Annotated in this window: 25 protein-coding genes and 1 tRNA gene; 9 read left to right on the plus strand and 17 right to left on the minus strand. The window is 61.8% G+C overall.

Annotation, left to right across the window (positions count from 1 at the left end):
- Positions 1-128: 128 nt before the first annotated feature.
- The 3 genes from GQ59_RS14480 to lipB all read right to left on the minus strand — a co-directional run bounded on the left by GQ59_RS14480 (position 129) and on the right by lipB (position 2,651).
- Positions 129-764, minus strand: coding sequence for a hypothetical protein (locus GQ59_RS14480; RefSeq protein WP_152564326.1), 636 nt, complete (start codon positions 762-764; stop codon positions 129-131).
- 175 nt (positions 765-939) lie between these two features.
- Complete coding sequence (locus GQ59_RS14485; RefSeq protein WP_037082290.1) at positions 940-1,860, minus strand: DMT family transporter; 921 nt, start codon at positions 1,858-1,860, stop codon at positions 940-942.
- A 62-nt stretch (positions 1,861-1,922) separates the two neighbouring features.
- A complete protein-coding gene (lipB, locus tag GQ59_RS14490; RefSeq protein WP_037082291.1) occupies positions 1,923-2,651 on the minus strand; it encodes a lipoyl(octanoyl) transferase LipB in 729 nt (242 codons plus the stop codon).
- Positions 2,652-2,828: 177 nt separating this feature from the next.
- On the opposite strand from lipB, the gene GQ59_RS14495 reads away from it, so the two are divergent.
- From GQ59_RS14495 to GQ59_RS14505, 3 genes are all read left to right on the plus strand, one after another.
- Positions 2,829-2,913: transfer RNA gene (locus tag GQ59_RS14495), tRNA-Leu, on the plus strand.
- A 141-nt stretch (positions 2,914-3,054) separates the two neighbouring features.
- The gene (locus GQ59_RS14500; protein WP_037082293.1) at positions 3,055-3,978 is read left to right on the plus strand and encodes a hypothetical protein; all 924 of its coding nucleotides are present in this window, start codon (positions 3,055-3,057) and stop codon (positions 3,976-3,978) included.
- Positions 3,979-4,013: 35 nt separating this feature from the next.
- Positions 4,014-4,436: an OsmC family protein gene (locus GQ59_RS14505; protein WP_037082296.1), complete on the plus strand. Its 423-nt coding sequence runs from the start codon at positions 4,014-4,016 to the stop codon at positions 4,434-4,436.
- A 9-nt stretch (positions 4,437-4,445) separates the two neighbouring features.
- Here GQ59_RS14505 and GQ59_RS14510 read toward each other — a convergent pair whose 3' ends face one another.
- The 3 genes from GQ59_RS14510 to GQ59_RS14520 all read right to left on the minus strand — a co-directional run bounded on the left by GQ59_RS14510 (position 4,446) and on the right by GQ59_RS14520 (position 5,832).
- Complete coding sequence (locus GQ59_RS14510; protein WP_051903953.1) at positions 4,446-4,937, minus strand: BON domain-containing protein; 492 nt, start codon at positions 4,935-4,937, stop codon at positions 4,446-4,448.
- 76 nt (positions 4,938-5,013) lie between these two features.
- Complete coding sequence (locus GQ59_RS14515) at positions 5,014-5,271, minus strand: BON domain-containing protein (protein ID WP_051903954.1); 258 nt, start codon at positions 5,269-5,271, stop codon at positions 5,014-5,016.
- Between the two features lie 69 nt (positions 5,272-5,340).
- Positions 5,341-5,832 carry a peptide deformylase gene (locus GQ59_RS14520; protein ID WP_037082301.1) on the minus strand — a complete coding sequence of 164 codons (492 nt, stop codon included), beginning with the start codon at positions 5,830-5,832 and terminating at the stop codon, positions 5,341-5,343.
- Between the two features lie 195 nt (positions 5,833-6,027).
- Between GQ59_RS14520 and mgtE the strand changes: the two genes are divergently transcribed.
- Together mgtE and GQ59_RS14530 are read left to right on the plus strand one after the other, a co-directional pair.
- Entirely contained in the window at positions 6,028-7,446 is a 1,419-nt protein-coding gene (mgtE, locus tag GQ59_RS14525) for a magnesium transporter (RefSeq protein WP_037082303.1), read from the plus strand.
- A gap of 57 nt (positions 7,447-7,503) precedes the next feature.
- Positions 7,504-7,896 (plus strand): MerR family transcriptional regulator, encoded by a 393-nt coding sequence (locus GQ59_RS14530; protein WP_037082306.1) that lies wholly within the window; start codon positions 7,504-7,506, stop codon positions 7,894-7,896.
- A 16-nt stretch (positions 7,897-7,912) separates the two neighbouring features.
- Here GQ59_RS14530 and GQ59_RS14535 read toward each other — a convergent pair whose 3' ends face one another.
- A complete protein-coding gene (locus GQ59_RS14535; protein WP_037082308.1) occupies positions 7,913-8,899 on the minus strand; it encodes a heparan-alpha-glucosaminide N-acetyltransferase in 987 nt (328 codons plus the stop codon).
- A gap of 23 nt (positions 8,900-8,922) precedes the next feature.
- Entirely contained in the window at positions 8,923-9,621 is a 699-nt protein-coding gene (locus GQ59_RS14540; protein ID WP_037082310.1) for a DUF599 domain-containing protein, read from the minus strand.
- 512 nt (positions 9,622-10,133) lie between these two features.
- On the opposite strand from GQ59_RS14540, the gene GQ59_RS14545 reads away from it, so the two are divergent.
- Both GQ59_RS14545 and GQ59_RS14550 read left to right on the plus strand, forming a co-directional pair.
- A complete protein-coding gene (locus tag GQ59_RS14545) occupies positions 10,134-11,534 on the plus strand; it encodes an L-serine ammonia-lyase (RefSeq protein WP_037082312.1) in 1,401 nt (466 codons plus the stop codon).
- Between the two features lie 69 nt (positions 11,535-11,603).
- Positions 11,604-12,041, plus strand: coding sequence for a DUF1489 family protein (locus GQ59_RS14550; protein ID WP_037082314.1), 438 nt, complete (start codon positions 11,604-11,606; stop codon positions 12,039-12,041).
- Positions 12,042-12,078: 37 nt separating this feature from the next.
- Here the strand turns inward: GQ59_RS14550 and GQ59_RS14555 are convergent, their stop codons facing one another.
- The 6 genes from GQ59_RS14555 to GQ59_RS14580 form a co-directional block, all read right to left on the minus strand.
- Positions 12,079-12,348: a hypothetical protein gene (locus GQ59_RS14555; protein WP_037082317.1), complete on the minus strand. Its 270-nt coding sequence runs from the start codon at positions 12,346-12,348 to the stop codon at positions 12,079-12,081.
- 86 nt (positions 12,349-12,434) lie between these two features.
- Positions 12,435-13,943, minus strand: coding sequence for an SPOR domain-containing protein (locus GQ59_RS14560; protein WP_432762585.1), 1,509 nt, complete (start codon positions 13,941-13,943; stop codon positions 12,435-12,437).
- Between the two features lie 188 nt (positions 13,944-14,131).
- Positions 14,132-14,866 (minus strand): hypothetical protein, encoded by a 735-nt coding sequence (locus GQ59_RS14565; RefSeq protein ID WP_037082322.1) that lies wholly within the window; start codon positions 14,864-14,866, stop codon positions 14,132-14,134.
- A gap of 224 nt (positions 14,867-15,090) precedes the next feature.
- Positions 15,091-15,702: a transglutaminase-like cysteine peptidase gene (locus tag GQ59_RS14570; RefSeq protein ID WP_037082325.1), complete on the minus strand. Its 612-nt coding sequence runs from the start codon at positions 15,700-15,702 to the stop codon at positions 15,091-15,093.
- Positions 15,703-16,245: 543 nt separating this feature from the next.
- On the minus strand, positions 16,246-16,857 hold the full coding sequence (locus GQ59_RS14575; protein ID WP_037082326.1) for a PilZ domain-containing protein: 612 nt from the start codon (positions 16,855-16,857) through the stop codon (positions 16,246-16,248).
- Positions 16,858-16,965: 108 nt separating this feature from the next.
- Positions 16,966-17,547, minus strand: a complete 582-nt coding sequence (locus GQ59_RS14580; protein WP_037082329.1) for a PAS domain-containing protein — start codon at positions 17,545-17,547, stop codon at positions 16,966-16,968.
- A gap of 219 nt (positions 17,548-17,766) precedes the next feature.
- Between GQ59_RS14580 and GQ59_RS14585 the strand changes: the two genes are divergently transcribed.
- Both GQ59_RS14585 and GQ59_RS14590 read left to right on the plus strand, forming a co-directional pair.
- Entirely contained in the window at positions 17,767-18,525 is a 759-nt protein-coding gene (locus GQ59_RS14585; RefSeq protein ID WP_037082330.1) for a rhomboid family intramembrane serine protease, read from the plus strand.
- Between the two features lie 118 nt (positions 18,526-18,643).
- Positions 18,644-19,078 carry a CBS domain-containing protein gene (locus tag GQ59_RS14590; RefSeq protein WP_037082333.1) on the plus strand — a complete coding sequence of 145 codons (435 nt, stop codon included), beginning with the start codon at positions 18,644-18,646 and terminating at the stop codon, positions 19,076-19,078.
- Positions 19,079-19,137: 59 nt separating this feature from the next.
- Here the strand turns inward: GQ59_RS14590 and GQ59_RS14595 are convergent, their stop codons facing one another.
- From GQ59_RS14595 to folE, 3 genes are all read right to left on the minus strand, one after another.
- Positions 19,138-20,097 (minus strand): patatin-like phospholipase family protein, encoded by a 960-nt coding sequence (locus tag GQ59_RS14595; protein ID WP_037082336.1) that lies wholly within the window; start codon positions 20,095-20,097, stop codon positions 19,138-19,140.
- A 108-nt stretch (positions 20,098-20,205) separates the two neighbouring features.
- A complete protein-coding gene (gene hisI, locus GQ59_RS14600) occupies positions 20,206-20,667 on the minus strand; it encodes a phosphoribosyl-AMP cyclohydrolase (protein ID WP_037082339.1) in 462 nt (153 codons plus the stop codon).
- A gap of 27 nt (positions 20,668-20,694) precedes the next feature.
- Positions 20,695-21,309: a GTP cyclohydrolase I FolE gene (gene folE, locus GQ59_RS14605; protein WP_007760073.1), complete on the minus strand. Its 615-nt coding sequence runs from the start codon at positions 21,307-21,309 to the stop codon at positions 20,695-20,697.
- Positions 21,310-21,386: the final 77 nt, after the last annotated feature.

Here is a 21,386-nt window from a genome sequence, read left to right on the forward strand (position 1 = left end):
CGGAGCCTGTCGGCTCGCCATTGGCCGATCATCACGGACACCATTAGGCCGATTGATTTTCCAGGCGGTTTAGCCAACCGCTAAAATGTGAACGAGCAGCCGTGCAACGGCGCGCGACCGGCGCTTCGTCAGGCCGCCACCTCCTGCGTCAGGCGATGCCCGGCATCGGTCACCAGCCAGGGACCCGACCGCAGCACTTCCTTCGGCCTTTCATATGTCGTCACCGCCGCGATGATCTCCCGCCAGGCGGGATGATGGGCCTCGGCATCGGCCAGTTCGTCGATCCCGCGCAGGACCAGCGCTTCGACCGGCGACAGCATCAGCCGGCCACGTTCCGTTGCTCCCCGCAGAATCCGCCAGATATAGGTGAGGTCAAAGGCGGTGATGCCGGCGGAGGCCGGGCGGATGCTACGGTAGGCGCCCCGCGCGCCGGGCTCGAGAGCAAGGCGGATCTGGTCGAGCGCGAAGGCCGAGAGACTTTCCGGCACATCGGACGCGACTTCCATGGCATGCAGCAGAAGTTCGAGTTCCAGGGCGGAACGGACGGCGCCGTCGGCGGCGATCGTGCGCATCAGCCAGCCGGCCTTCGCGTCGTCGATGCGTCCGATTGGCTCTGTGCCGCGCACGAGATACGCCGTGAGGCTTTCGACGAAATAGGTCGACCATTCGGCGCTTTGTCCGGGACAGGAATCATTCAGCGCAAGAAGAGCGAGCGCGTCTTCGGAGGAGCAAATGCCATCCGGGAACGCGTATTTGCGCAGCATCAAAATATCGTCGGCCACAATCCGACCCTTCCCGGCGATGACACATGCCGGAAAAGAAAAGCGGAACCCGCTCATCTTCATTTCTCCGTTTCATCATGAAACTGAATGTGGGTGATAATTGAGAGAAGTTGAGAGGCGGAAAAGAAGCGCGGTTAACCGGCGGGAAACAACGCCGTCAAACGGGCTCCACCTGCTTCGTTTTGGAACGCTCCCTCCAGATGATGAACAGGCCGGAGGCGACGATGATGGCAATGCCGAGCCATTTGGAGGCGGTCGGGAAATCGCCGAACAGGGCGTAACCGAGCACGGTCGCCGAGATGATCTCGAAATACTGGAAGGGTGCCAGCAGCGACAGCGGCGCCAGCCGGAAGGCGCGAACCACGAGCAGATGCATGTAGCCCGAGATCGAGCCGAGAAGCATCAGCAGAATGAGACCGAGCCAGGAGGCTGGGAGCGATGGGGTAAAATCCGCAGCCCCCGCGCTATCCCCGATAACCAGGGCCGCCGCCATGAACAGCGTTCCTCCGACGCCCGCCATGGTCTGCATGACGAGCGGCGAATCGGCTTCGCCGATCGCCCGGTTGAGGAAGAGGTAGAGCGTGAAGAGGAAGGCGCAGGCGACCGGCAGCAGCGCCGTCCAGCCGAAGATCGCATAGCTCGGCTGGATGACGATCATTGCGCCGCCGAAACCGACGACGATCGCCAGCCACCGCCGCCAGCCGACCTTTTCGCCCAGGAAGATAGCCGACATCATGGTGAGCATGAACGGCTCGACGAAATAGATGGCGAAGACATCGGCAAGCGGCATGTATTTGACCGCCGCGAAGAACATCAGGCTGGCTGCCGCATGCAGCACGCCGCGCAGCAGGTTCATCCAGGGGCGCTTCGGCCGGAAAATCGCGGCCCCGGTGAAGACGGCAAGCGGCAGGATGCAGACCAGCTGAAAGAAGAACCGGTAGAATGTCACCTGAGCGGGCGACATCGCCTCGAAGGTCGCCATGTATTTGGCGATGGCATCCATCAGCGGCAGGATGACCATGCAGGTGGCCATGATGGCCATGCCCTTCAGCGGATTTTCAGGTGTGGAAGAGGGCATGCCCGGCACTTTCGAGGAACCGGGTTCTTCAACCACAGCGGGCGGCAATGTTCAAGCCGAGATCAGGCGCCGGCGGGGTCGGAGGCCGTGGCGCCGAAGATTTCCTCGAAGGCTTCCCGCAGGCGCATATCCACATCGGCCATCATCACCGGAAGGCCGAGATCGACGAGGCTCGTCACGCCGTAGGCGCTGATGCCGCAGGGCACGATGCCGGTGAAATGCGAGAGGTCCGGATCGACGTTGAGGGAGAGGCCGTGGAAGCTCACCCAGCGGCGCAGGCGGATGCCGAGGGCGGCCACCTTGTCCTCCGCCATCGTACCATCCGGCAGAAGCGGCTTTTCCGGCCGGCGCACCCAGACGCCGACGCGGTCCTCGCGCCGTTCGCCGCGCACGTTCATCATGTCGAGGGTGCGGATCACCAGTTCCTCGAGCGCCGCCACATAGGCGCGAACGTCCTGGCGCCGGCGCTTGAGGTCGAGCATCACGTAAGCGACCCGCTGACCGGGGCCATGATAGGTGTATTCGCCGCCGCGGCCTGTGGAAAACACCGGGAAACGATCCGGCTCGATCAGGTCGGCGGCGTCGGCGCTGGTGCCGGCGGTGTAAAGCGGCGGGTGTTCGAGCAGCCAGACGAGCTCGTCGGCACGGCCGTCGGCGATCGCCGCCACCTCGCGCTCCATCTCGGCCACCGCCTCCTCGTAAGGGACCAGGCCATCGGAGATTCGCCAGCGCACCGGCGGCGAGCCTGTTTGGGGCAGCATGGACAGATTGAGGTCGGTGCGTGTGAGCATGGAAATTCTTCTGGCAAAAACAAAAGGGTGCGGCAAGAGGCCGATTTTCAGCCCGGTTTATATAGGCATTCGGGAGAAGAGTTTTTATCCTTCAAAAATCTGTCACGGCGCACTTGTGCACCCCAAATGCTTTTGCTACATGCAGCCCCGCCGGCGCAAGTCGGCATCTACCACGATGCGGTCGTGGCGGAATTGGTAGACGCGCAGCGTTGAGGTCGCTGTGTCGCAAGACGTGGAAGTTCGAGTCTTCTCGACCGCACCAAAATAAAAACCCGCTTCGGCGGGTTTTTTGTTGCCTGTATCGCGGCGGACAGAACCGGCCGCTAAAAATTTAGCGGCCAAGCTCCCGTTCCTTTTAGGTTTTTCCCTTAATCCCGTCGATTGGGACATCTGGGGAAAAGACATGAAGACGCTTATCTTTGCGCAGGTATTCGCCTGCCTTCTGGCAACCACCATCGCCGCCTCCGCCGAAACGATTTCCACAGACACTCATTCGCCGGAGCTTTCCGTCAAGGTGGCGGAGGGGATTGGCACGGCCAATGCCCATATCGTCGCAGAAATGACGCGACAGGATGCAGGCGACCACTGCTCGAACTGGTTTGCGGGCCGCGGCAAGACGGCGATCAACGACTGCATCAAAAGCAGCCTGGACGGTGCAAGCACCAAGGCGGAGATAAGCGCCGACTGCGATGCCGGCGCACTCATCGACCATCGCGGCCGGAAATTCACCTTCGCCGGCGTTTGGGAGAAGCATGACGATATCAGGGCACCCGGGCGGTTCCGCTTCAGGGACGAGACCGGCACGATCGTCGAGCCCAACAATGCAGCGGGCGGGCTTACCCTGGCGCATCTCTGGACGACGCTCTGCCCGCAGGGCTTTCCCACCCTGGACGCGGAATTCAATCCCTACGTCAAGAAGAGGGATTTCGCGCTTGCCTCCACCAGAGACACGGACCACCCGCTCAACGACAGCCTGAATATCGAACCGTTCATCCACAACGACTCGTTCATGCATGTCAGCTACAAGTATGGGCTCATCACCTATCATGATCCCAAGCCATCGATCGTCGGCACAATCCAGCCGAACACGCTGCTGTTCCAGGGCAGGATCGAGCATATGGGGGAGGCAGTCGGCGTCGCCTACACATTCAAGAAGGGTTGCGAACCGGCCCCTTATTTCGTGGTCGGCTATTACCACGCCAAAACATCTAGCTACTTCCTGCATGGCAAGGCGCCGCTACGCAGCAAGACGAATTGCGACGTTATCGGCTATAGCGAGAAAAGTCCGAATGCGACCTTGAAATTGCAGGCCTATCTGATGGATTGATCCCGGTACCTATGTTGCAAGGTAAGGAGAAGCCCATGGTCGAGCTGAAGATCAAGACACGGCCGATCGGTGCGACCGCCGTCCTCGGACGCGTGGGTCACCCGCAGGTGAAGAGCGAGACGGAGGGACATGTGGAAGTGGTCACCGGCGCTTCGGAGCCGGGGTTCAATCCGCTGGACCTGATGTTTTCGTCGCTGGCCGCCTGCCTCGTGCTCAGCGGCCGGATCGCCGCGAGCAAGCTCGGCTTTCTCGACAGGCTCTCTGAGGTGAGGGTGCATGTGACGGGCGAAAAGGCCCACGAGGGGCCCTCCAGAATCACCAGGTTCATCGTGGACTTCCGCGTCGAAGGGGATTTCGACGACGAGCAGCGGCTGCAGATCGCTCATTTGGCGGAGGAAATCTGCACCGTCAGCAACACGCTGAAAACTTCGCCGGAAATTTCGCTGACGATCGGTTAGCCGTACCCCTTAGTCGTCGTCTGGAATGTGGCTGTCGACACCTTCGAGCCGGAGATTGTTGACCAGTTCGCGGACGCCGGCGACGCGCTGGATTCGTCGGGCGATCTTGCGTGAGGTGGCCGCATCGTCGACGGCTCCTTCGAGCGTGACGGTGCCATCCTCCACATGCACGTCGATCGACGCCATGTCGATCATATCGAGCTCGTCGATCGCGTCGGTGACCCGCTCTTCGAGATCGTCGGCCTCCTCGATCCCCTTCGTGCCGGGGCGGATGGTGTCGACCAACCGCTCTTCCGATCCGTCGCGCTCGACGCTGTCCACCTGATAACCGCGATTGCGTTCCGCGTCGAAATTGGCCTTGGGATCACCATAGGCGGCATTGTCAACAGGGCGGGCGCCGGTTGCGTCGTCATAGGGCCAGCCTTCATCGATATTTCGGTCATCGTAATCGCGGAAATCTTCCTCGCGGGAAATATCGTCAGCTTTTTTCTTGCCCGGCACGAGCACCTCCTGTCAGTCCAAATGGACCCGGCGCACCCCCAATTCACAAAAGGGCTGGTGCGCCGGGCATCTCGCTTCAATGGCTCGTGGATGCGCCATCCTTGTTACCCGTCAGGGTCAGATGGCTTTCGACATCATGTACGCCATCCACGGTTTCCGCGCTCAATACGGCCTTCCTGGCCGAGAACACGGTATCGACTGAACCCTCGAGGACAACCTTGGCTCCCTCGGCATGGGGTTCGATCGTCGACGAATCGACGTCCGGCAACGCGGCCAGACGCTCGGATACTTGGCGTTCGAGTTCGGCTGCGGTCTTGTCTGCTGTCGCATTCATGGTCGTAGCTCCTCGCTGGGCTTGCGACCTCACAACGGGCGAACGCGGATTTGGTTCGGTCCGGGTTTATTATTTTCCCTTGCCCCATTTGCGCAGCAGCCGATCCCGCTTCAGGCGGGACAGCCGCTTCAGCCAGAAGATGCCGTCGAGCTGATCGATCTCGTGCTGCATGCAGATGGAATAGAAACCCTCGGCGTCCTCTTCATGGACGGCACCGTCGAGATCCTGGTAGCGGAACCGGATCCTTTTAGGCCGCTCCACTTCGTCGTTGGCGCCGGGCATGGAGACGCTGCCTTCCATGTGCCGAATGAGCTCGTTCGAGGAGACCAAAATCTCCGGATTGGCGTAGAAACGCGGGCCGGTTTCCCTTGACAGTTCCAGCACCACGAGCCGGGTGAAGACGCCGGCATGCGCGGCGGTGATGCCGACGCCGGGTGCCGCCCGCATCGTATCGAGAAGGTCATGGGCCAGCGCAGTCAGGCTCGCGTCGAAGATGGTGACCGGTTCGCAGGGCTTGGACAGGCCTGGATCGGGATATTTCAGGATGGTCCGGATGGCCACTTTTCGAACTCCTCTCGCTGCCCTTCGGGGTTTTTCCGCATCGTTTCGCCATGCGCTCTGGACCCGGAACGGCAATTGTTCTAGCAGGAAAACCAGTGGCATGAGCAATAGCGCCGGATGCGGCTATCCGGTTGTTGACAATATGTTTTTTGCCGCCATTCTCCTTTTGTCAAATACCACCAGCGAGGGCGGCAGATGAGCGATATCGGCGAGGATCACCGCCTGCGCACAAAGACCGACGATGCCGGTGACGACATCTATTCCGAGGACGGCTCGATCCGCGCCGACTTCCTGGCCATGGTCGGGGCGGCGATCGCCGATCGCGACACGCTTTTCCTGCGCAGCCACGTGGCGCGCCTGCACGAATCGGAACTCGGCGACCTGCTCGAAGCCATCCTGCCCGACCAGCGCCACGCGCTCGTGCGGCTGCTCGGCGACGACTTCGACCTGACCGCGCTGACCGAAGTCGACGAAAACATCCGCATGGAGATCGTCGACCAGATGTCGAACGCGCAGATCGCGGCGGCGATCGGCGAACTCGATTCGGACGACGCGGTCTACATTCTCGAAGACCTCGACCACGAGGACCGGGAAGAGATTCTCGCGCAACTGCCGTTCACCGAGCGGGTGAGGCTGCGCCGCGCGCTCGACTATCCCGAACAGTCGGCCGGCCGCCGCATGCAGACGGAATTCGTCGCGGTGCCGCCGTTCTGGACCGTCGGCCAGACGATCGACTACATGCGCGACGAGGAGGACCTGCCGGAGAGCTTTACCCAGATCTTCGTGATCGACCCGACCTTCAAGCTGCTCGGCGTGCTCGACCTCGACCGCATCCTGCGCGCCAAGCGGCAGGTGAAGATCGAGACGATCATGCGGGAGACGAACTACCCGATTCCGGCCGACATGGACCAGGAAGAGGCAGCCCGGCTCTTCGAGCAATACGACTTGCTCTCGGCCGCCGTCGTCGACGATAACGGCCGGCTGGTCGGCGTGCTGACCATCGACGACGTGGTCGACGTCATCCAGGAAGAGGCGGAGGAGGACATCATGCGCCTCTCCGGCGTCGGCGACGAAGAATTGTCCGACTCGGTCCGCGAAACCTCGCGGTCCCGCGTGCCGTGGCTGTTGGTCAATCTGTTCACCGCCTTCATTTCCGCGTCGGTGATCTCGCTGTTCGAAGCGACGATCGAGCAGGTGGTGGCGCTGGCCATCCTGATGCCGATCGTTGCCGGCATGGGCGGCAATGCCGGCTCGCAGACGATGACGGTGACGGTGAGGGCGCTTGCGACCCGCGATCTCGACATTCACAATGCCTGGCGCGTCGCGCGACGCGAGGCTGGCGTCGGCCTGATCAATGGCGTGGTGATCGGCTGTCTCGTCGGCATGGTGGCCGGCCTGTGGTTCAACGATGTCCATATCGGCGGGCTGATCGCCACCGCCATGCTGATCAATATGTTTGCGGCCGCCATGGCCGGCATCATGATCCCGCTGCTGCTGGACCGGGCCGGGGCCGATCCGGCGGTATCGTCGGCGGTGTTCGTCACGGCGATTACCGATACGACCGGTTTCTTCTCGTTTCTCGGTCTCGCGACCTGGTGGTTCATGGTCGGCTGACCTCAAAAATTGACTGTTACGTAAAAGTCAATTAGTTTGACTGACGAGTAGCAGGACATGATCGTGAACAAATATTATAGCATTACGGAGCTGACGCGTGAATTCGGGGTCTCGACCCGCACGCTGCGCTTCTATGAGGACGAGGGGCTGATCCACCCCGAACGCCGGGGTCGCACGCGGCTTTTCCGGGCAACGGATCGCCGGCTGATCCAGGAAATCCTGCGCGGCCGCCGGATCGGCTTCACGATCGCCGAGATCCGCGAAATCATTCAGGTCTACAAGGAACCGCCGGGAGAGCTGGGGCAGCTCAAACTCCTGATGACGCGCCTCGACGAGAAGCGCAACGACCTGCGGCAGAAACGCAAGGATATCGACGACACGCTGAGCGAACTCGACAATGTCGAGGAAGCCTGCCTGACCCGGCTTGCCGAAATCGGCGTCGGGACCTGATCTTCCACAAACCCGGCTATTGCGCCTCGATCGAGCATTGCTCGGCGAGCGACTGCACCCGCTCGTCCTGCGGCGCGATGGTGCCGGATTGCAGCTGCGTCATCAGCGACTGGGCGATGAGCTTGTCGGCCGTGCAGCCGCAGAATTTCTGGCAGAGACCGCGGTCGTTGCCCTGGCCGGTGCAGCCCGCTTCGCAGCTTCGGACATAGCCGATCCGCGGGTCGGGCGGGGGGGCGGGGTGCACGAGCGAGAAGAGATAGACGAGCGCGATCAGCACCGGTTGGTGGACGAGATAGACGATCAGGCTGTGGCGGCCGGCTGTCGAGAGCAGGTTCGGCTGCGTCTGGACGGCGGCGAGCCTCGGCAGCCAGTTCCGCGATAGCGCGACCCGCGCGACCGCCACGCCGGCCAGCAGGGCGGCGATCCAGGGAAACAGCGGCACATAGTCGTTCGAGCGGGGCGGGATTTCGGCAAAGCCGAGCCAGCTCAGGTAACGGGCGTCGAACAGGGCCGAATCTAGGGCGCCGGGCACAAGGCTGTAGTCGACGATCATTGCTACAATGACCAGAACGACAATCGCGCCGGTCAGAAGTGGGGGCAGGCGCAGGAAGGCGAGGCCGATCAGGCTCGACAGCGCGATATTGTGCAGGATGCCGAAATAGATCCATTCGCCCGGAAAGGCGATCAGCGTCGCGATGCTGATCGCGAGCGCGGCACCCGCGACCATGGCGAAACGCTTCCAGAAGGATTGCCAGCGGATCGCCGGGAAATGCGCGAGAACGAGGCTGACGCCCGCCAGGAACAGGAAGGAGCTGGCGATGGCGCGAGCATAGACCTTGAAGACGCCCTGGGTCGCCGTGCCGGGATCGACATAGCCGAAAAATTCGAGATCCCAGGTGAAGTGATAGGTCGCCATGGCGATGAGCGCGACGCCGCGCAGCGTATCGATCAGCGTGATGCGGGGTCTCCGCGGGGCGTGATTTTCGGTTTCGGCACCAGTCACTGCTTGTCTTTCCGGATTAAATGTCAGGGCGTCCCGCGGTCCATGATCGCCAGCCTGGCCTCGGAGAAATACTGGCGGCGGGTGAGCACGACGACCACGACAAGGGTCATCGCGATGAACATATAGGGCCCGATGAACCAACCGAGATAGCCGACCGATAAAAACAGTGCCCGCAGGCCGGAATTGAAATGACCGGCCGCGATCGTGTTCATCCGCACCACCTGATCGGCGGCACGTTCGGCAGCAGCGCGGTCGGCATGGGTGTCGTGCATCATCGGCAGGGCGCCGAAAAGAATGGTGCAGTAGTTGAACAGCCGGTAGGACCAGCCGAACTTGAAGAAGGAATACCCGAACAGGAAGGTGAGGCCGGCCACCTTGAGTTCGAAGGCCGTGCGGCCGCCGTAAGCGACGAAGGGCAGGTCGCGGAAGACCGCTTCCACCTGTTCGGTGGCGCCCAGCAGCGCGAAACAGCCGCCGATCGCGAAGATCGACGTCGAGGCGAAGAAGGCGGTGCCGTTCTGCAGACCCGCCAAAATCTGAGTATCGATCATCTTCAGGTCGCGGCGGAGCGAGTTGTAGATCCAGTCCTTCCGCCGTTCTGCCATCGCCCGGTTGAGGCTGGCGCGCGGAAACAGCCGTGAGCCGGCGCCGGCGGTGACCCAGGAATAAAGGGCCCAAAGCACGGCAAAGAGGGCAAGCGCAACATAATCAGCGTTCGTCATAGGCCTCACCGTCGGAATCGGTCTTGATCCGTCCCGTCATGCTTTGTTTCGGTTTCGGCGGCAAGCCTCCTGCATCCGGAAGGGAACTATTAGGGCTGGGCAGGCGTTGCGAGCATGACCAGCCTGGATCTCCGCCATGTTTCCGCCATTTTTGGATTGCGCAGGCGGCGGGATTTTAATAGATCATTAGCCATGACGACCCGGAGCGGACGTTAATCAATGCGGCAAGAACCTGGAGACGACATGGAAGATACCGTTCAGAAGTCCTGCTGGGGCGTGACCTTCAAGGCGCTGGTAGGATTTGCAGGTGCCTTGGCCCTCGCGTATCTTTTCGGCGCTATCTGACCGTCTCAGTGAAATTCCAGAATTTCGGTCCTCGGCGTGGTATTCGTACCGCGCCGTTTCTATTTAAGACCATGTCGCGGCCGGTTCACCGGATGTCGGGCAACCGCCGAGACACGGCGGCGGTCTGACATAGGCTTGCCCATCCTAGTATCACCGCACGGATTCCCATGTTCCTGTCCGTTTTCGACGTTTTCAAGATTGGTATCGGTCCGTCGAGCTCCCACACGATGGGACCGATGTCGGCCGCCAACCGCTTCCTGGATCTCATTCTGTCCAACGACTGGCCGCGGCCGACCGGCGCGCATGTCGCGGCCCTGAAGGTGAGCCTGCACGGTTCGCTAGCGTTCACCGGGATCGGTCACGGAACGGGCAGGGCGGTCATACTGGGCCTGGTCGGCGAGGAGCCGCACTCCGTCAATCCCGACAGGATGGACGAGATCATCAGCGAAGTGGAGCGCAGCGGCCGCGTCGCCCCGCCCGGCCATCCGGCTTACGAATTCCAGCCGCGGACCGACCTGATCTTCGACAAGAAGCAGCCCTTGCCGGGCCATGCCAACGGCATGAGTTTTTCCGCCCTGGACCGCGACGGCCGGCTTCTCCTGAAACGCATCTACTATTCGATCGGCGGCGGTTTCGTGGTGACCGATACCGAGCTGGAGGCCATGCGTACGCCTAGGAAATCGGCAGGCGATGCGCGTATTCCCTATCCCTTCGCCTCCGCCAGGCAGATGCTCGACATGGCACGCGGTTCGGGCCTGACGATCGCGCAGATGAAGCGCGCCAACGAGGAAACGAAGATGAGCTCCGCCGAACTCGATGCCGGTCTCGACCGCATCTGGGAAGCGATGTCGAGCTGTATCGACCGCGGCCTCAAGGTCGACGGGATCATGCCCGGCGGGCTGAAGGTGAAGCGCCGCGCGAAGTCGATCCACGACAAGCTGAACGAGGAATGGCGCAGCAACCGCTTGAACCCGTTGCTCGCCAACGACTGGCTGAGCGTCTATGCGATGGCGGTCAACGAGGAGAATGCCGGCGGCGGGCGGGTGGTGACGGCACCGACCAACGGCGCCGCGGGCGTCATCCCGGCGACGGTACGCTATTACCTGCATTTCCACGAGGACGCGACCCAGGCCGACGTCCACAACTTCCTGCTGACGGCCGCTGCCATCGGCGGCATCATCAAGCACAATGCCTCGATCTCGGGCGCCGAAGTCGGCTGTCAGGGCGAAGTGGGCTCGGCCGCCGCCATGGCTGCGGCAGGCCTTGCGGCTGTCATGGGCGGCTCGCCGGAGCAGATCGAGAACGCCGCCGAGATCGCGCTGGAACACCATCTCGGCATGACCTGCGATCCGATCGCGGGCCTCGTGCAGGTGCCCTGCATCGAGCGCAACGCGCTCGGGGCCGTCAAGGCGGTCACGGCCGCGTCGCTCGCCATCAAGGGCGACGGAACGCATTTCGTGCCGCTCGACGCCTGTATCGAGACCATGCGCCAGACCGGCAACGACATGAGCGAGAAATACAAGGAAACCTCGACCGGCGGCCTCGCCGTCAACGTCGTCGAGTGCTGAACCGTCCGCGCTGTGGAGTGAACCGAGCAAACGCTTGACCTCACGTGCGGATGGGTCTTCAACAAAACCATGGCTCTACATCTCATCAAACTCTGCGTCGGCGCCGATTCGATCCAGGATCTCCAGGACTGGGTCGCCGAGCGGTCGCTCAATGCGATGGCTGCCGGCCTCGAGCCGCACAGCATCCATACGACCCGCATGGTGCCGAAGCGCATGGAGGAACTGCTCGACGACGGATCGCTCTACTGGGTGATCAAGGGGCAGGTGATGGCGCGGCAGAAGCTGCTCGACATCCGCACCGTCACCGGCGGCGACGGCATCCAGCGCTGCCAGCTGGTGCTCGGGCCGGAGGTCATCGAGACTGCGCCGCAGCCGAAGCGACCCTTCCAGGGATGGCGGTATCTGAAAAACGAGGAAGCGCCGCGCGACCTCGGTAAACTGGGCGAGGACGTTGCGGCGCTTCCGGAAGATCTGCGGCGAGAACTCGCCGATCTTGGACTTCTATAACGGCAAGGCTTGGCTGATCCGCTCTGCTCGATCCTGATCAGCGAAGCTTGATGCGAACCGGCGCACGGCCGGCGCGGATGCCGATATGCAGGTGGACATTGGCTTCCGGCTGGGAGTGACGCCAGGCGCGGGCGCCATGGCTGAGCAGCATGGAAACCAGGTCGCGGGTCTTTTCCTTGGAGCGGTTCAAGCCGAGACCGGCAAGCCGCATGGCCGCCTCGTGAAGCGGGTTGAGGGCGACGCCCTTCGCTCTGGACTTCTGCGCCGGCCTGAAGGCCAGTTCTGCGCTGTTTTCATTCATTGCCATCGGAAACCCCGTCTACGCGTTACTTTCGAGATCCCTCCGCGCCGAAAACCCGGCGCGGGTATTTCCTTGATCGCCGCCGGCGACGCTCACTGAAGCGACGCCCAGCAGCTGATGCCCTTCTTCTTCAGCACGTTGCAGGCATCGATGGCCGTCTTCTGGTCGTCGAAGCCGCCGAAGCGGGCACGGTAGATCTGTTCGCCATTGTTGCTGAAGGCGACGGTGAAGGGTTTGGCGGAACGCAATACCTTGCCGCCTTTATCCTGCGCATTCTGCAGGAGATCCTGAGCTTGCTTCTGGTTCGGCGATGCGCCGATCTGAATGACCCAGCCGTTCGACGCCATCGACGCCTCGGACGAGGGCTTCGCGGATGTCGCGGAGACGGAGGCCTTAGTGGAAGCGGTCGTCACCTCATCGACGGAAGAACGGGCCGCCCGGTGCGCCACGGCCACCTCGGCCTTGGCCGGCATATATTCCGGAGCCGGCGTCGGGACGGCGGAGACGCCGGCCATTGCCGAGTTCATCGCCTGGGTGATGACCTTCTTCTGTTCCGGCTCCGCTGCATAGGCCGATGCGGCTGCAGCCTGCTGCTCGGCATAACGGGCGCCCGGCAGGGGACCGCTCGGCGGCAGGTCGAGGGCGGCCATCTGGCGCGCGTCGGACTGGGATGCTGTAACCGGCGCAACGGACCTGACCGGCACGGACGGCGCGGGCGCAGCCGGGGCCACCTGGGCGATCAGGTTGCTGCTGCCGCCACGAGACGCCTCCGGAAGATACTCCGCGACCAGCTTGCGCATCGTCGCGTCTCGGGCAGCGCTGGAGCGGCCGCCGAGCACGACGGCGACGATCGAACGTCCGTCGAGCTGGGCCGAGGTTGCAAGATTGCTGCCGGCGGCGCGGGTGTAACCGGTCTTGATGCCGTCGACGCCCTTGACGTTGCCGACGAGGCGATTGTGATTGCCGATCGTCTGCTTGCCAAAATTGAAGCTGCGGATCGCGAAGTAGCCGTAATACTGCGGGAAGTGCTGGCGCAGGGCCATGCCGAGACGGGCCTGATCGCGCGCCGTCGTCATCTGCGCCGTGTTCGGCAGGCCGTTGGCGTTGCGATAGGTGGTGCGGGTCATGCCGAGCGCACGCGCCTTGCCGGTCATCAACGATGCAAAGCGCTCTTCGGAGCCGCCGATGAATTCACCGAGAGCGGTGGCGATGTCGTTGGCGGAGCGTGTGACGAGTGCGCGGATGGCCTGATCGACCGAGACGGAGCCGCCGGCACGAACGCCGAGCTTGGAGGGCGGCTCGGATGCGGCATGAGCGGAGACCGGGACTTGCGTGTCGAGACTGATCCGGCCAGCTTCAAGCGCTTCGAAAGTCAGGTAGAGCGTCATCATCTTGGTAAGCGACGCGGGATAACGCAGGCCATCCGGATCCTCGGAATAGAGAACCTTGCCGGTCTTGGCGTCGACCACGATACCGGCGTATTTCGGACCGGCGGCAGCCGGCGTCGAGAATATCGAAATCGCCACAGCCAATGTGAAGAGAAATCCGAGGAAACGTCCCGGAACCGTCGCATCGCCCTTGGAAGGGAATGCAGAGAACATTTTTTTCGACACTGCCGCACTCATCGCTTGCATCAAGTTAGTCATATCCGGACGCGCCCCCGCCACGACCGTTACCCGTCAATCTAGGGGATTAGCGTTACCAAGAGGTTTATGATGAACAGCAGCTTGCTTAGATATGCTGCATTTTAGACATCAACTCAGGCTTGGATCCGACCGTCCGTGGCGGCTTATTTCGCCAACCGGTTTTGGACAAAGAGGCGAACTGCGGCATCAATATGTTGCCAATCCCTCAAAAGCGCGCTGGAGAAGCGATAAAGTATCGTCAGGTCCTGTCCGATGTGGATATCTCTCTGGCAGTCGCCGCCGGTCGCCTTTTCGCCGGTGGCCGGCAGCACGCAGCGCACGACGTAATCCGGCGCACCGGCGACCCGTCCCGTCAGGACGATTTCGCTGCCATAGCCCGAGTCCCCGCGCAGCCGGTGTAGCGTCAATCCGAAGGCCGCCTGCTGCGGCTCGCCGTCGAACAGTTTGGAGTATATCGGCTCCAGCCGGCCGGACATGTCGCGCGACATGGTGCTCTGGGATAGTTGCAGGAAAATCAATGAGGAAGACTGGGCGACATCATCGAATCGCGACCGCAGGCCGGCGCTGTAACCTTCGAACTCCGGCCATGTGAGATAGAGGTCGACGCGCTCGGCGATACCGGCCCGGCGCTGGTCGCGGAAGCGAATCGTGTTGGCCGGAAGCTTGATCTCGTCCTGGCCGATCCGGATCAGGAATTCCTCGGTGCTGTCGGTATGGCCGGCAAGCGCGATACGCTGGCCGAACCAATGCCCACTGATGCTGATCACCGCCGTCAACAGAGCAAGGACGGCGATGACGACAGTCAGCCGACAGACGAAGCGGTTGGACAGGAGAGGTGCTTCTTCTGCAGCCGAGAGGTTCCGGGTCGGACCTGCCATGACGTGCGCTCCATGTTCTCATCCGAGAGGGAATTCGCCAGCGCCGGAACGGAACAGGAATACGGGAAGAGGCCAAGCGATCGATCGCAGTCTGGATCGTTATGATTAACGCTTCGTAAAGCAAATCAAATTCGGGACAGTTCGGGCGCTCGCTCGCTGATGTGCGGTCGTGCCCTTGACCGCGGCCCGGATCGCCGCGGTCTCCTTGTCGATAGGCAGATTGATTACTGGCCGACCGAGCCGACGGCGGTGGCGCGACCGTCCTGCAGCTTGACCCAGCGGGCGGGATCGTCGTTCGCCTGGCGCTTCAGGAAGGTGTATTCGGTATCCGACCAGACCATGACCTTGTTGCGCATGTTGTCGAGCACAAAGTCGCCGCGATCGGTGCGGACTGTCAGCACCGCATGGCCTTCGCCATTCGGCTGCAGCACGACGGTGATCAACAGGTCGGAGGGCGAGAAGCCTTTCGCCATCAGCATCTTACGCTTCAGAAGCACGAAGTCTTCGCAGTCGCCGACGGTGCGGGGATAGGCCCAGCGCTCTTCGACACCGTAGATGTCCTGATCGGTCATCGGCGTGATCGAGGAATTGACCGTGTAGTTGACGTCGAGAAGCGTACGCCACTTGTCTTCGGTCAGCGCCAGCGGGCCGGCGTCCTTGTAGGTCGCGGCGCATTCGCTGACATAGGTCTTGCAGAATTCGTAATGGCCGAGCGGCGGATTGGCCTGGCCGAGAACACGCACTGAGCCGGCCGGCATGCCGAACGAACTTCCGGCGGTAAAGATTGCGACGACGGCGGTGATGGCGGCGAGGCCCAGTCCCTTGCTGTACTTCATTTTTATGTCTCCCCGTTGTGGGAAGAACACTGCCAGACAGGGCTTGATCGACTGAAAAATATCGCAGTAAAATCAATATCTTATTTGAATTCAATTCGCCTAAAACACAGATCAAATACATCTCGAACTTTCATAAAATTCGAGGCAAATTTGCCATTGGTTTTCATTAAATGCGCTCTATCGGCGACGGACGGCAACGCCGTTTTCCCGCTATCCAACTGTAACTCAAGCACTTCTTGCGAACGTCAGGAACAGCCGCCGAAGCGTCGGGAAGCCGGAAATGGCGGCGGTTGGTTGTGTTCGAGCACGAGGGGAAAGGGCAAAGTGAGGGTGCACCACAGTCAAATTGGGCCCACCTAGGTCGATTCTCGGCCCCAAAAAAAGTGCCGAAAGGAGACATTTTTTTGAATGTAAGCCCGTTTCGGCACAAGACGCGGCATTTTCCGGTCTGTCCAGCAACGAAATGGGACGGTTGGCGGAGGCCGACAACAAAAAAAGCGCCCCGAACGGGACGCTTCCGGATGGCGAAGGTAAAGAATGCTTTTAAAGGAATTCGGTCAGCGTTTCGCGCGACTGGATCGAATTGAACTCGATCGCCACACCTTCCATGAAGTGGCGAACGACGCGGCCGCGCATGTTGCCGAGCCGGACGGGTGTGCCAAGCGCCGGGCGGATATCGATATCGACGGCCGCACCGGACAGCGAAAGGTCGACGATGCGGCAGGCGTAACGCCGCCCGTCGTCGAGCGTGATCTCCGTGCGGGTAACACGCGGCGCCAGGCGGTCATGGCGGCGATCCTCCGGCAGGCCGAGTTCATGCTTGTTGGCGATCCAGGTCAGTTGGGCGGCCAGTTTCTCGCGCTTGCGGTCCGTCGCATTGATCGACATCACGAAACCGCTGTCCGACACGCTGACGACCATGCCTTCCAGCCGGCCGATATGATCGAGATAGGCAATCACGCGTTCGCCGACGAGAGGGCGACCGACGCAGGCAAAGCTGACGTCGCCCGGCGACATGTCGACGACGTTACAGGGAAATTCCTCATGCGTCGCCAGCATCAGCCGGCCCGGAATATTGACGGACACGCGCTGAAAGGAACGCTGTGCGGGAACACTGGGTGTCGATGAAGTATGAGCCGGCTGAAATGAATACATTTGAGAGAGCTTTTCTCTTCTAAGTCTATCGTTAAGAGTATTATCGCGCCGCGGTTAACAGAAGGTTTTGGAAGACAACGCTGCCATCTACCGCGACCTGCATTCGTCTCATGAGGGAGGGCGGTCGGACGGAGACCGACCTTGCGTGTTGTGGAAAATCCCGTGATCGCCTGTGACCGGTACGCCGAAATGCGAATCGCTGCCGGTCAGGAACGTCCAGTTCTCGAGCGTCAGGAAAGCGGCCGGCGTTGCCGTTACGGGATAGGGGGAGAGCCGGGGCAGCAGGGCACCGAAAATGCGGTCGCTCGCCGCCGTCTCCACCGATCGGATTGGCAGAAGCAACATCTCATAGGCATGGCGGATGTGGCCATTCGAGGCGAGAACGTCCAGAAGCGCCGGCTGTTGCGAGTGAATGACGTTGCGGGCGATTTCCACCGGCTGCCGGTGATCGGTCTCCGGCCAGATATTCGCAAAAGCCTGGCCCCGGAATTCACGGTCGAACAACTCGCACATGCGGGTACCGGCCAGGCGGAATGCCAGCGTGCCGGCAGGGTCAGTGGCAGCCATGAAAAGATGCGGGAGAAGATGACGCAAGGCGGCTGGATCGATCTCGGTCTTGAGGGGAACTGCCCCGTCGTGCTTGAGATTGATCCAGTAGTCGAAGATCGCCCGGCTGGCCTGGTTGCGCATTCATGTTACCTGTTGCATTTCGAGACAGATCGCGCCTCATGCGCGGCTGGTCCTTATCCAGGAGCGAAATCCATGCCACGGCAAGGGGATCATGGTTAACGATCCATGACCTGCCGATGCGCTGGCGTGACTGTGATCCCGGTGCGCTTTCCTTTGAACGACCGCTCCTATATGGCTGTCGGCCATTCGGCAGGGAATGAGAAGACAGAAGGGGCTGGCATGAACGACGGGCCGGATATGGCAAACGAGCAGCCCGAGGCGGACGACGGCGCCGGGCGCTCGCAGCCGATTTTCAATCTTCCGCGGAGCCTTGTCGTGACGCTGGCTTTGCTTGCGGTCATCTACATCGTGCAGGACTATGTGCTGGACGAGGATACGCGCGCCTATATGGTCGTCAATCTGGCGTTCACGCCGTTGCGTTACGTCTACCCGCTCGGCGAGCAGGGCTTCGAATGGGCGTGGACGCCCGTCACCTACTCGCTTCTGCATGGCGGCATCGAACACATTCTCTTCAACGCGCTTTGGCTGATGGCCTTCGGGGCGCCGGTCGTGCGACGGATCGGCACCCTGCGCTACGTGATCTTCTGGATCCTCTCGGCGGTGGCCGCCGCCTTCTTCCACGCCGCGCTCAACTGGGGCAACGAGACGTTGCTGATCGGCGCGTCGGGGGTCGTCTCGGCGCTGATGGGGGCCGCCTGCCGTTTCGCCTTCCCGGAACGTCGGGGCTATGACCGAACCCACGGCCATCTCTATCCGCGTCAGTCGATCCTCGGCTCCTTCTGCAACCGCACGGTGGTGATCTTCACGGCCATGTGGTTCGCCGGCAACCTGCTGATCGCCTTCGGGGTGACGCTGTTCGGCGCGGATATGGGACCGATCGCCTGGGACGCGCATATCGGCGGATTCCTGTTTGGCTTCCTGCTGTTCGGTTTCTTCGATCCTTTGCCGCGCCGCGTGATGCCGCTCGCGCGTCCTTGATCTCTTTCCCGCCTCGCTCTACACTTCCGCATACGTGCAGGGACGGTTCCTCCACCCGGGCGCTTTGCTTTTCGGGAACGGACAATGTCCAAGCCGAACTGGTTGCGAGGAGAGAGCCATGGCAATAGTCGTTAAGAACATGCTGGATGCAAAGGGGCGTGACGTGGTGACCGTCGGTCCCGACAAGACGCTGCTCGAAGTCGCCGGGATTCTCAACGACAAGAAGATCGGTGCTGTGGTAGTGACCGGCATGGAAGGTCGCATCGTCGGCATCTTCACGGAACGCGATCTGGTGCGCGCCGTTGCCAGCAAGGGCGCCGCCGTGCTCGATCAACCGGTCAAGTCGGCGATGACCACTGCGGTGCAGCGCTGCAAGGACGAAACAACCGTCGATGAACTGATGGGAATGATGAGCTCCGGCCGTTTCCGCCACGTGCCCGTCGAGCAGGACGGCAAGCTCGCCGGCATCATCTCGATCGGCGACGTGGTGAAGTCGCGCATCCGCGAGATCGAACTGGAGGCCGAACACATCAAGGCCTATATCGCCGGCTGATTTTGGCCAAGCCTCGTCGAAAGGCGAGGCTTTTTACATAACAGGCGAAGCCCGCCCGCTCAGCGAGCGAAAACTTCCTGCATGCGCTTCAGCGCCGAGATCTGAGCCATCGTCTCGGTATAGCCGCGGTCGATCGCTTCGCCGGCGCGGTGGAATTCGGACAGTCCGATATCGGCAAGCCGCGGATGCAGCGCCAGGTCCGGCGGATCGCCGGCAAGCCGCGCCCGCGAGATGCGTTCCTGGATGATGTTGAAAGCCTGCACCATGGTGCCGGTCAGGCCGACGCGGATGTCCTCGGGTTTCTTCCGGCCATCGTCGATCGGCTGGACGCTGGCATTGTGCTTGACGACAGCCGACCGGCCGAAAATCTCGTAGTTCAGGTTGACGGCGACCACCAGTGGCTGCTCATAGGCGCGGCATACGGAGGTCGGCACCGGATTGACGAGCGCGCCATCCACGAGCGTGCGGTTGTTGCATTTCACCGGCTCGAAAATACCCGGCAGGGCGTAGGAAGCGCGAAGCCCGGTGATCAGCGAGCCGCTGGAGATCCACACTTCATGGCCCGTGTGAAGTTCGGTCGCGACCGAAACGAAGGGTCGGTCGAGCTCCTCGATCGACAGGCCTTCCAGATGTTCCTGCATCCGCTTGGTCAACCGCATGCCACCGAGCAGGCCGCCGCCGCCGATCGTCAGATCCAGCAGGCCGGCGATGCGGCGCATCGTGAGCGAACGGGCAAAGGTTTCGAGTTCGTCGAGCTTGCCGGCAAGATAACACCCCCCGACCAGAGCGCCGATCGACGTGCCGGCAATCATGCCGACCTCGATCCCGGCTTCGTCAAGCGCCCTGAGCACGCCGATATGAGCCCAGCCGCGCGCGGCACCGCCGCCGAGGGCGAGGGCAAGCTTTGCTTTTTTGGGGGTTTCGATGATGGGAGGAGGGGTAGGTTCGAGGACTTTTGTCTCATCGCCGTCGGCAGGGGCCCCCTGCGGATCGTGACGGTTCCAACTCCAGTTCAGCATCGATAAACGCCCTCCATAGCTGAACAACCCCCGGTCCGTCGATTAACGCACCAACAGATTTCGAAATCGTTTATTCAGTCAAGACCTGCCGAAAAACGAGGCAAATCCCTAAATGGTTCCTTGATCCGAATAAACGACACCTGGGTCAAAATGACGCTGATCGTCGGTGATTTCAAGAACCGCCCTACCATCACTTTGGGTAACAGCCCGATAGAAACAGGAGCGGCGGCCGGTATGGCATGTGGCGTCGTGTCCGGCCACCGACACCTTGAGCCAGACGGCGTCCTGATCGCAATCGGTGCGCAGTTCATGAACGGTCTGGAGATTGCCGGAGGATTCGCCCTTTTTCCAGATCTTGGCACGAGAGCGGCTGTAGTAGTGGGCGATGCCGGTCTCGACCGTCAGCGCCAGCGCCTCGGCATCCATATGCGCGACCATCAGCAGCTCGCCGTCGCGGATATCGGTGACGACGGCAGTGACGAGACCGTTCTGATCGAAGCGGGGCGTGAAGGCGCCAGCGCCCTCAAGTTCCGTCTTGTCGGCGGAAGGTTGGTCGAAAGAAAGCGGCATGGGGGAACTCCGCCCGAAAACCGCGCCCTAGCGGTTGCGGGCCAGCGTGAAGAAACGGGCCTGTTCGGCGGCGTTCGCCTTGAACTCGCCGGTAAAGGTCGTCGTCATCGTATGCGAGCCCTGTTTCTGCACGCCGCGCATTTCCATGCACAGGTGCTCGGCCTCGATCATGATGGCGACGCCGCGCGGCTTCAAGGTTTCCTCGATCGCGTTGGCGATCTGCGCCGTCAGGTTTTCCTGGGTCTGCAGCCGGCGGCCGAAGATCTCGACGACGCGGGCGATCTTCGAGAGCCCGAGGACGCGGCCGTTCGGCAGGTAGGCGACATGTGCCTTGCCGATGATCGGCAGCATGTGGTGTTCGCAGTGGGAGAAGAACGGGATGTCGCGCACCAGCACGATATCGTCATAACCAGAGACTTCCTCGAAAGTGCGGCCGAGCACGTCTTCCGGCGACTGTTCGTAACCGGCGAACAGTTCGCGGTAGGCGGCGGCGACGCGCTTCGGGGTATCGAGCAGGCCTTCGCGGGCCGGATCGTCACCTGCCCAGCGCAGCAGAACACGCACCGCTTCTTCGGCTTCCTGCTGCGAGGGGCGGACCTGCTTCTCTTTCGAAGCCGGGAAATTCTTCACAATGGCATCCATCTATCGTCTCCTGATGCGGTTCAAGGCCGCATCCGACTGGCGTTACTCACGGACTGACCAGCCGCTGGGCACCTGCG

Source organism: Neorhizobium vignae (genome assembly GCF_000732195.1).
In the GTDB taxonomy this organism is placed as follows: domain Bacteria; phylum Pseudomonadota; class Alphaproteobacteria; order Rhizobiales; family Rhizobiaceae; genus Neorhizobium; species Neorhizobium vignae.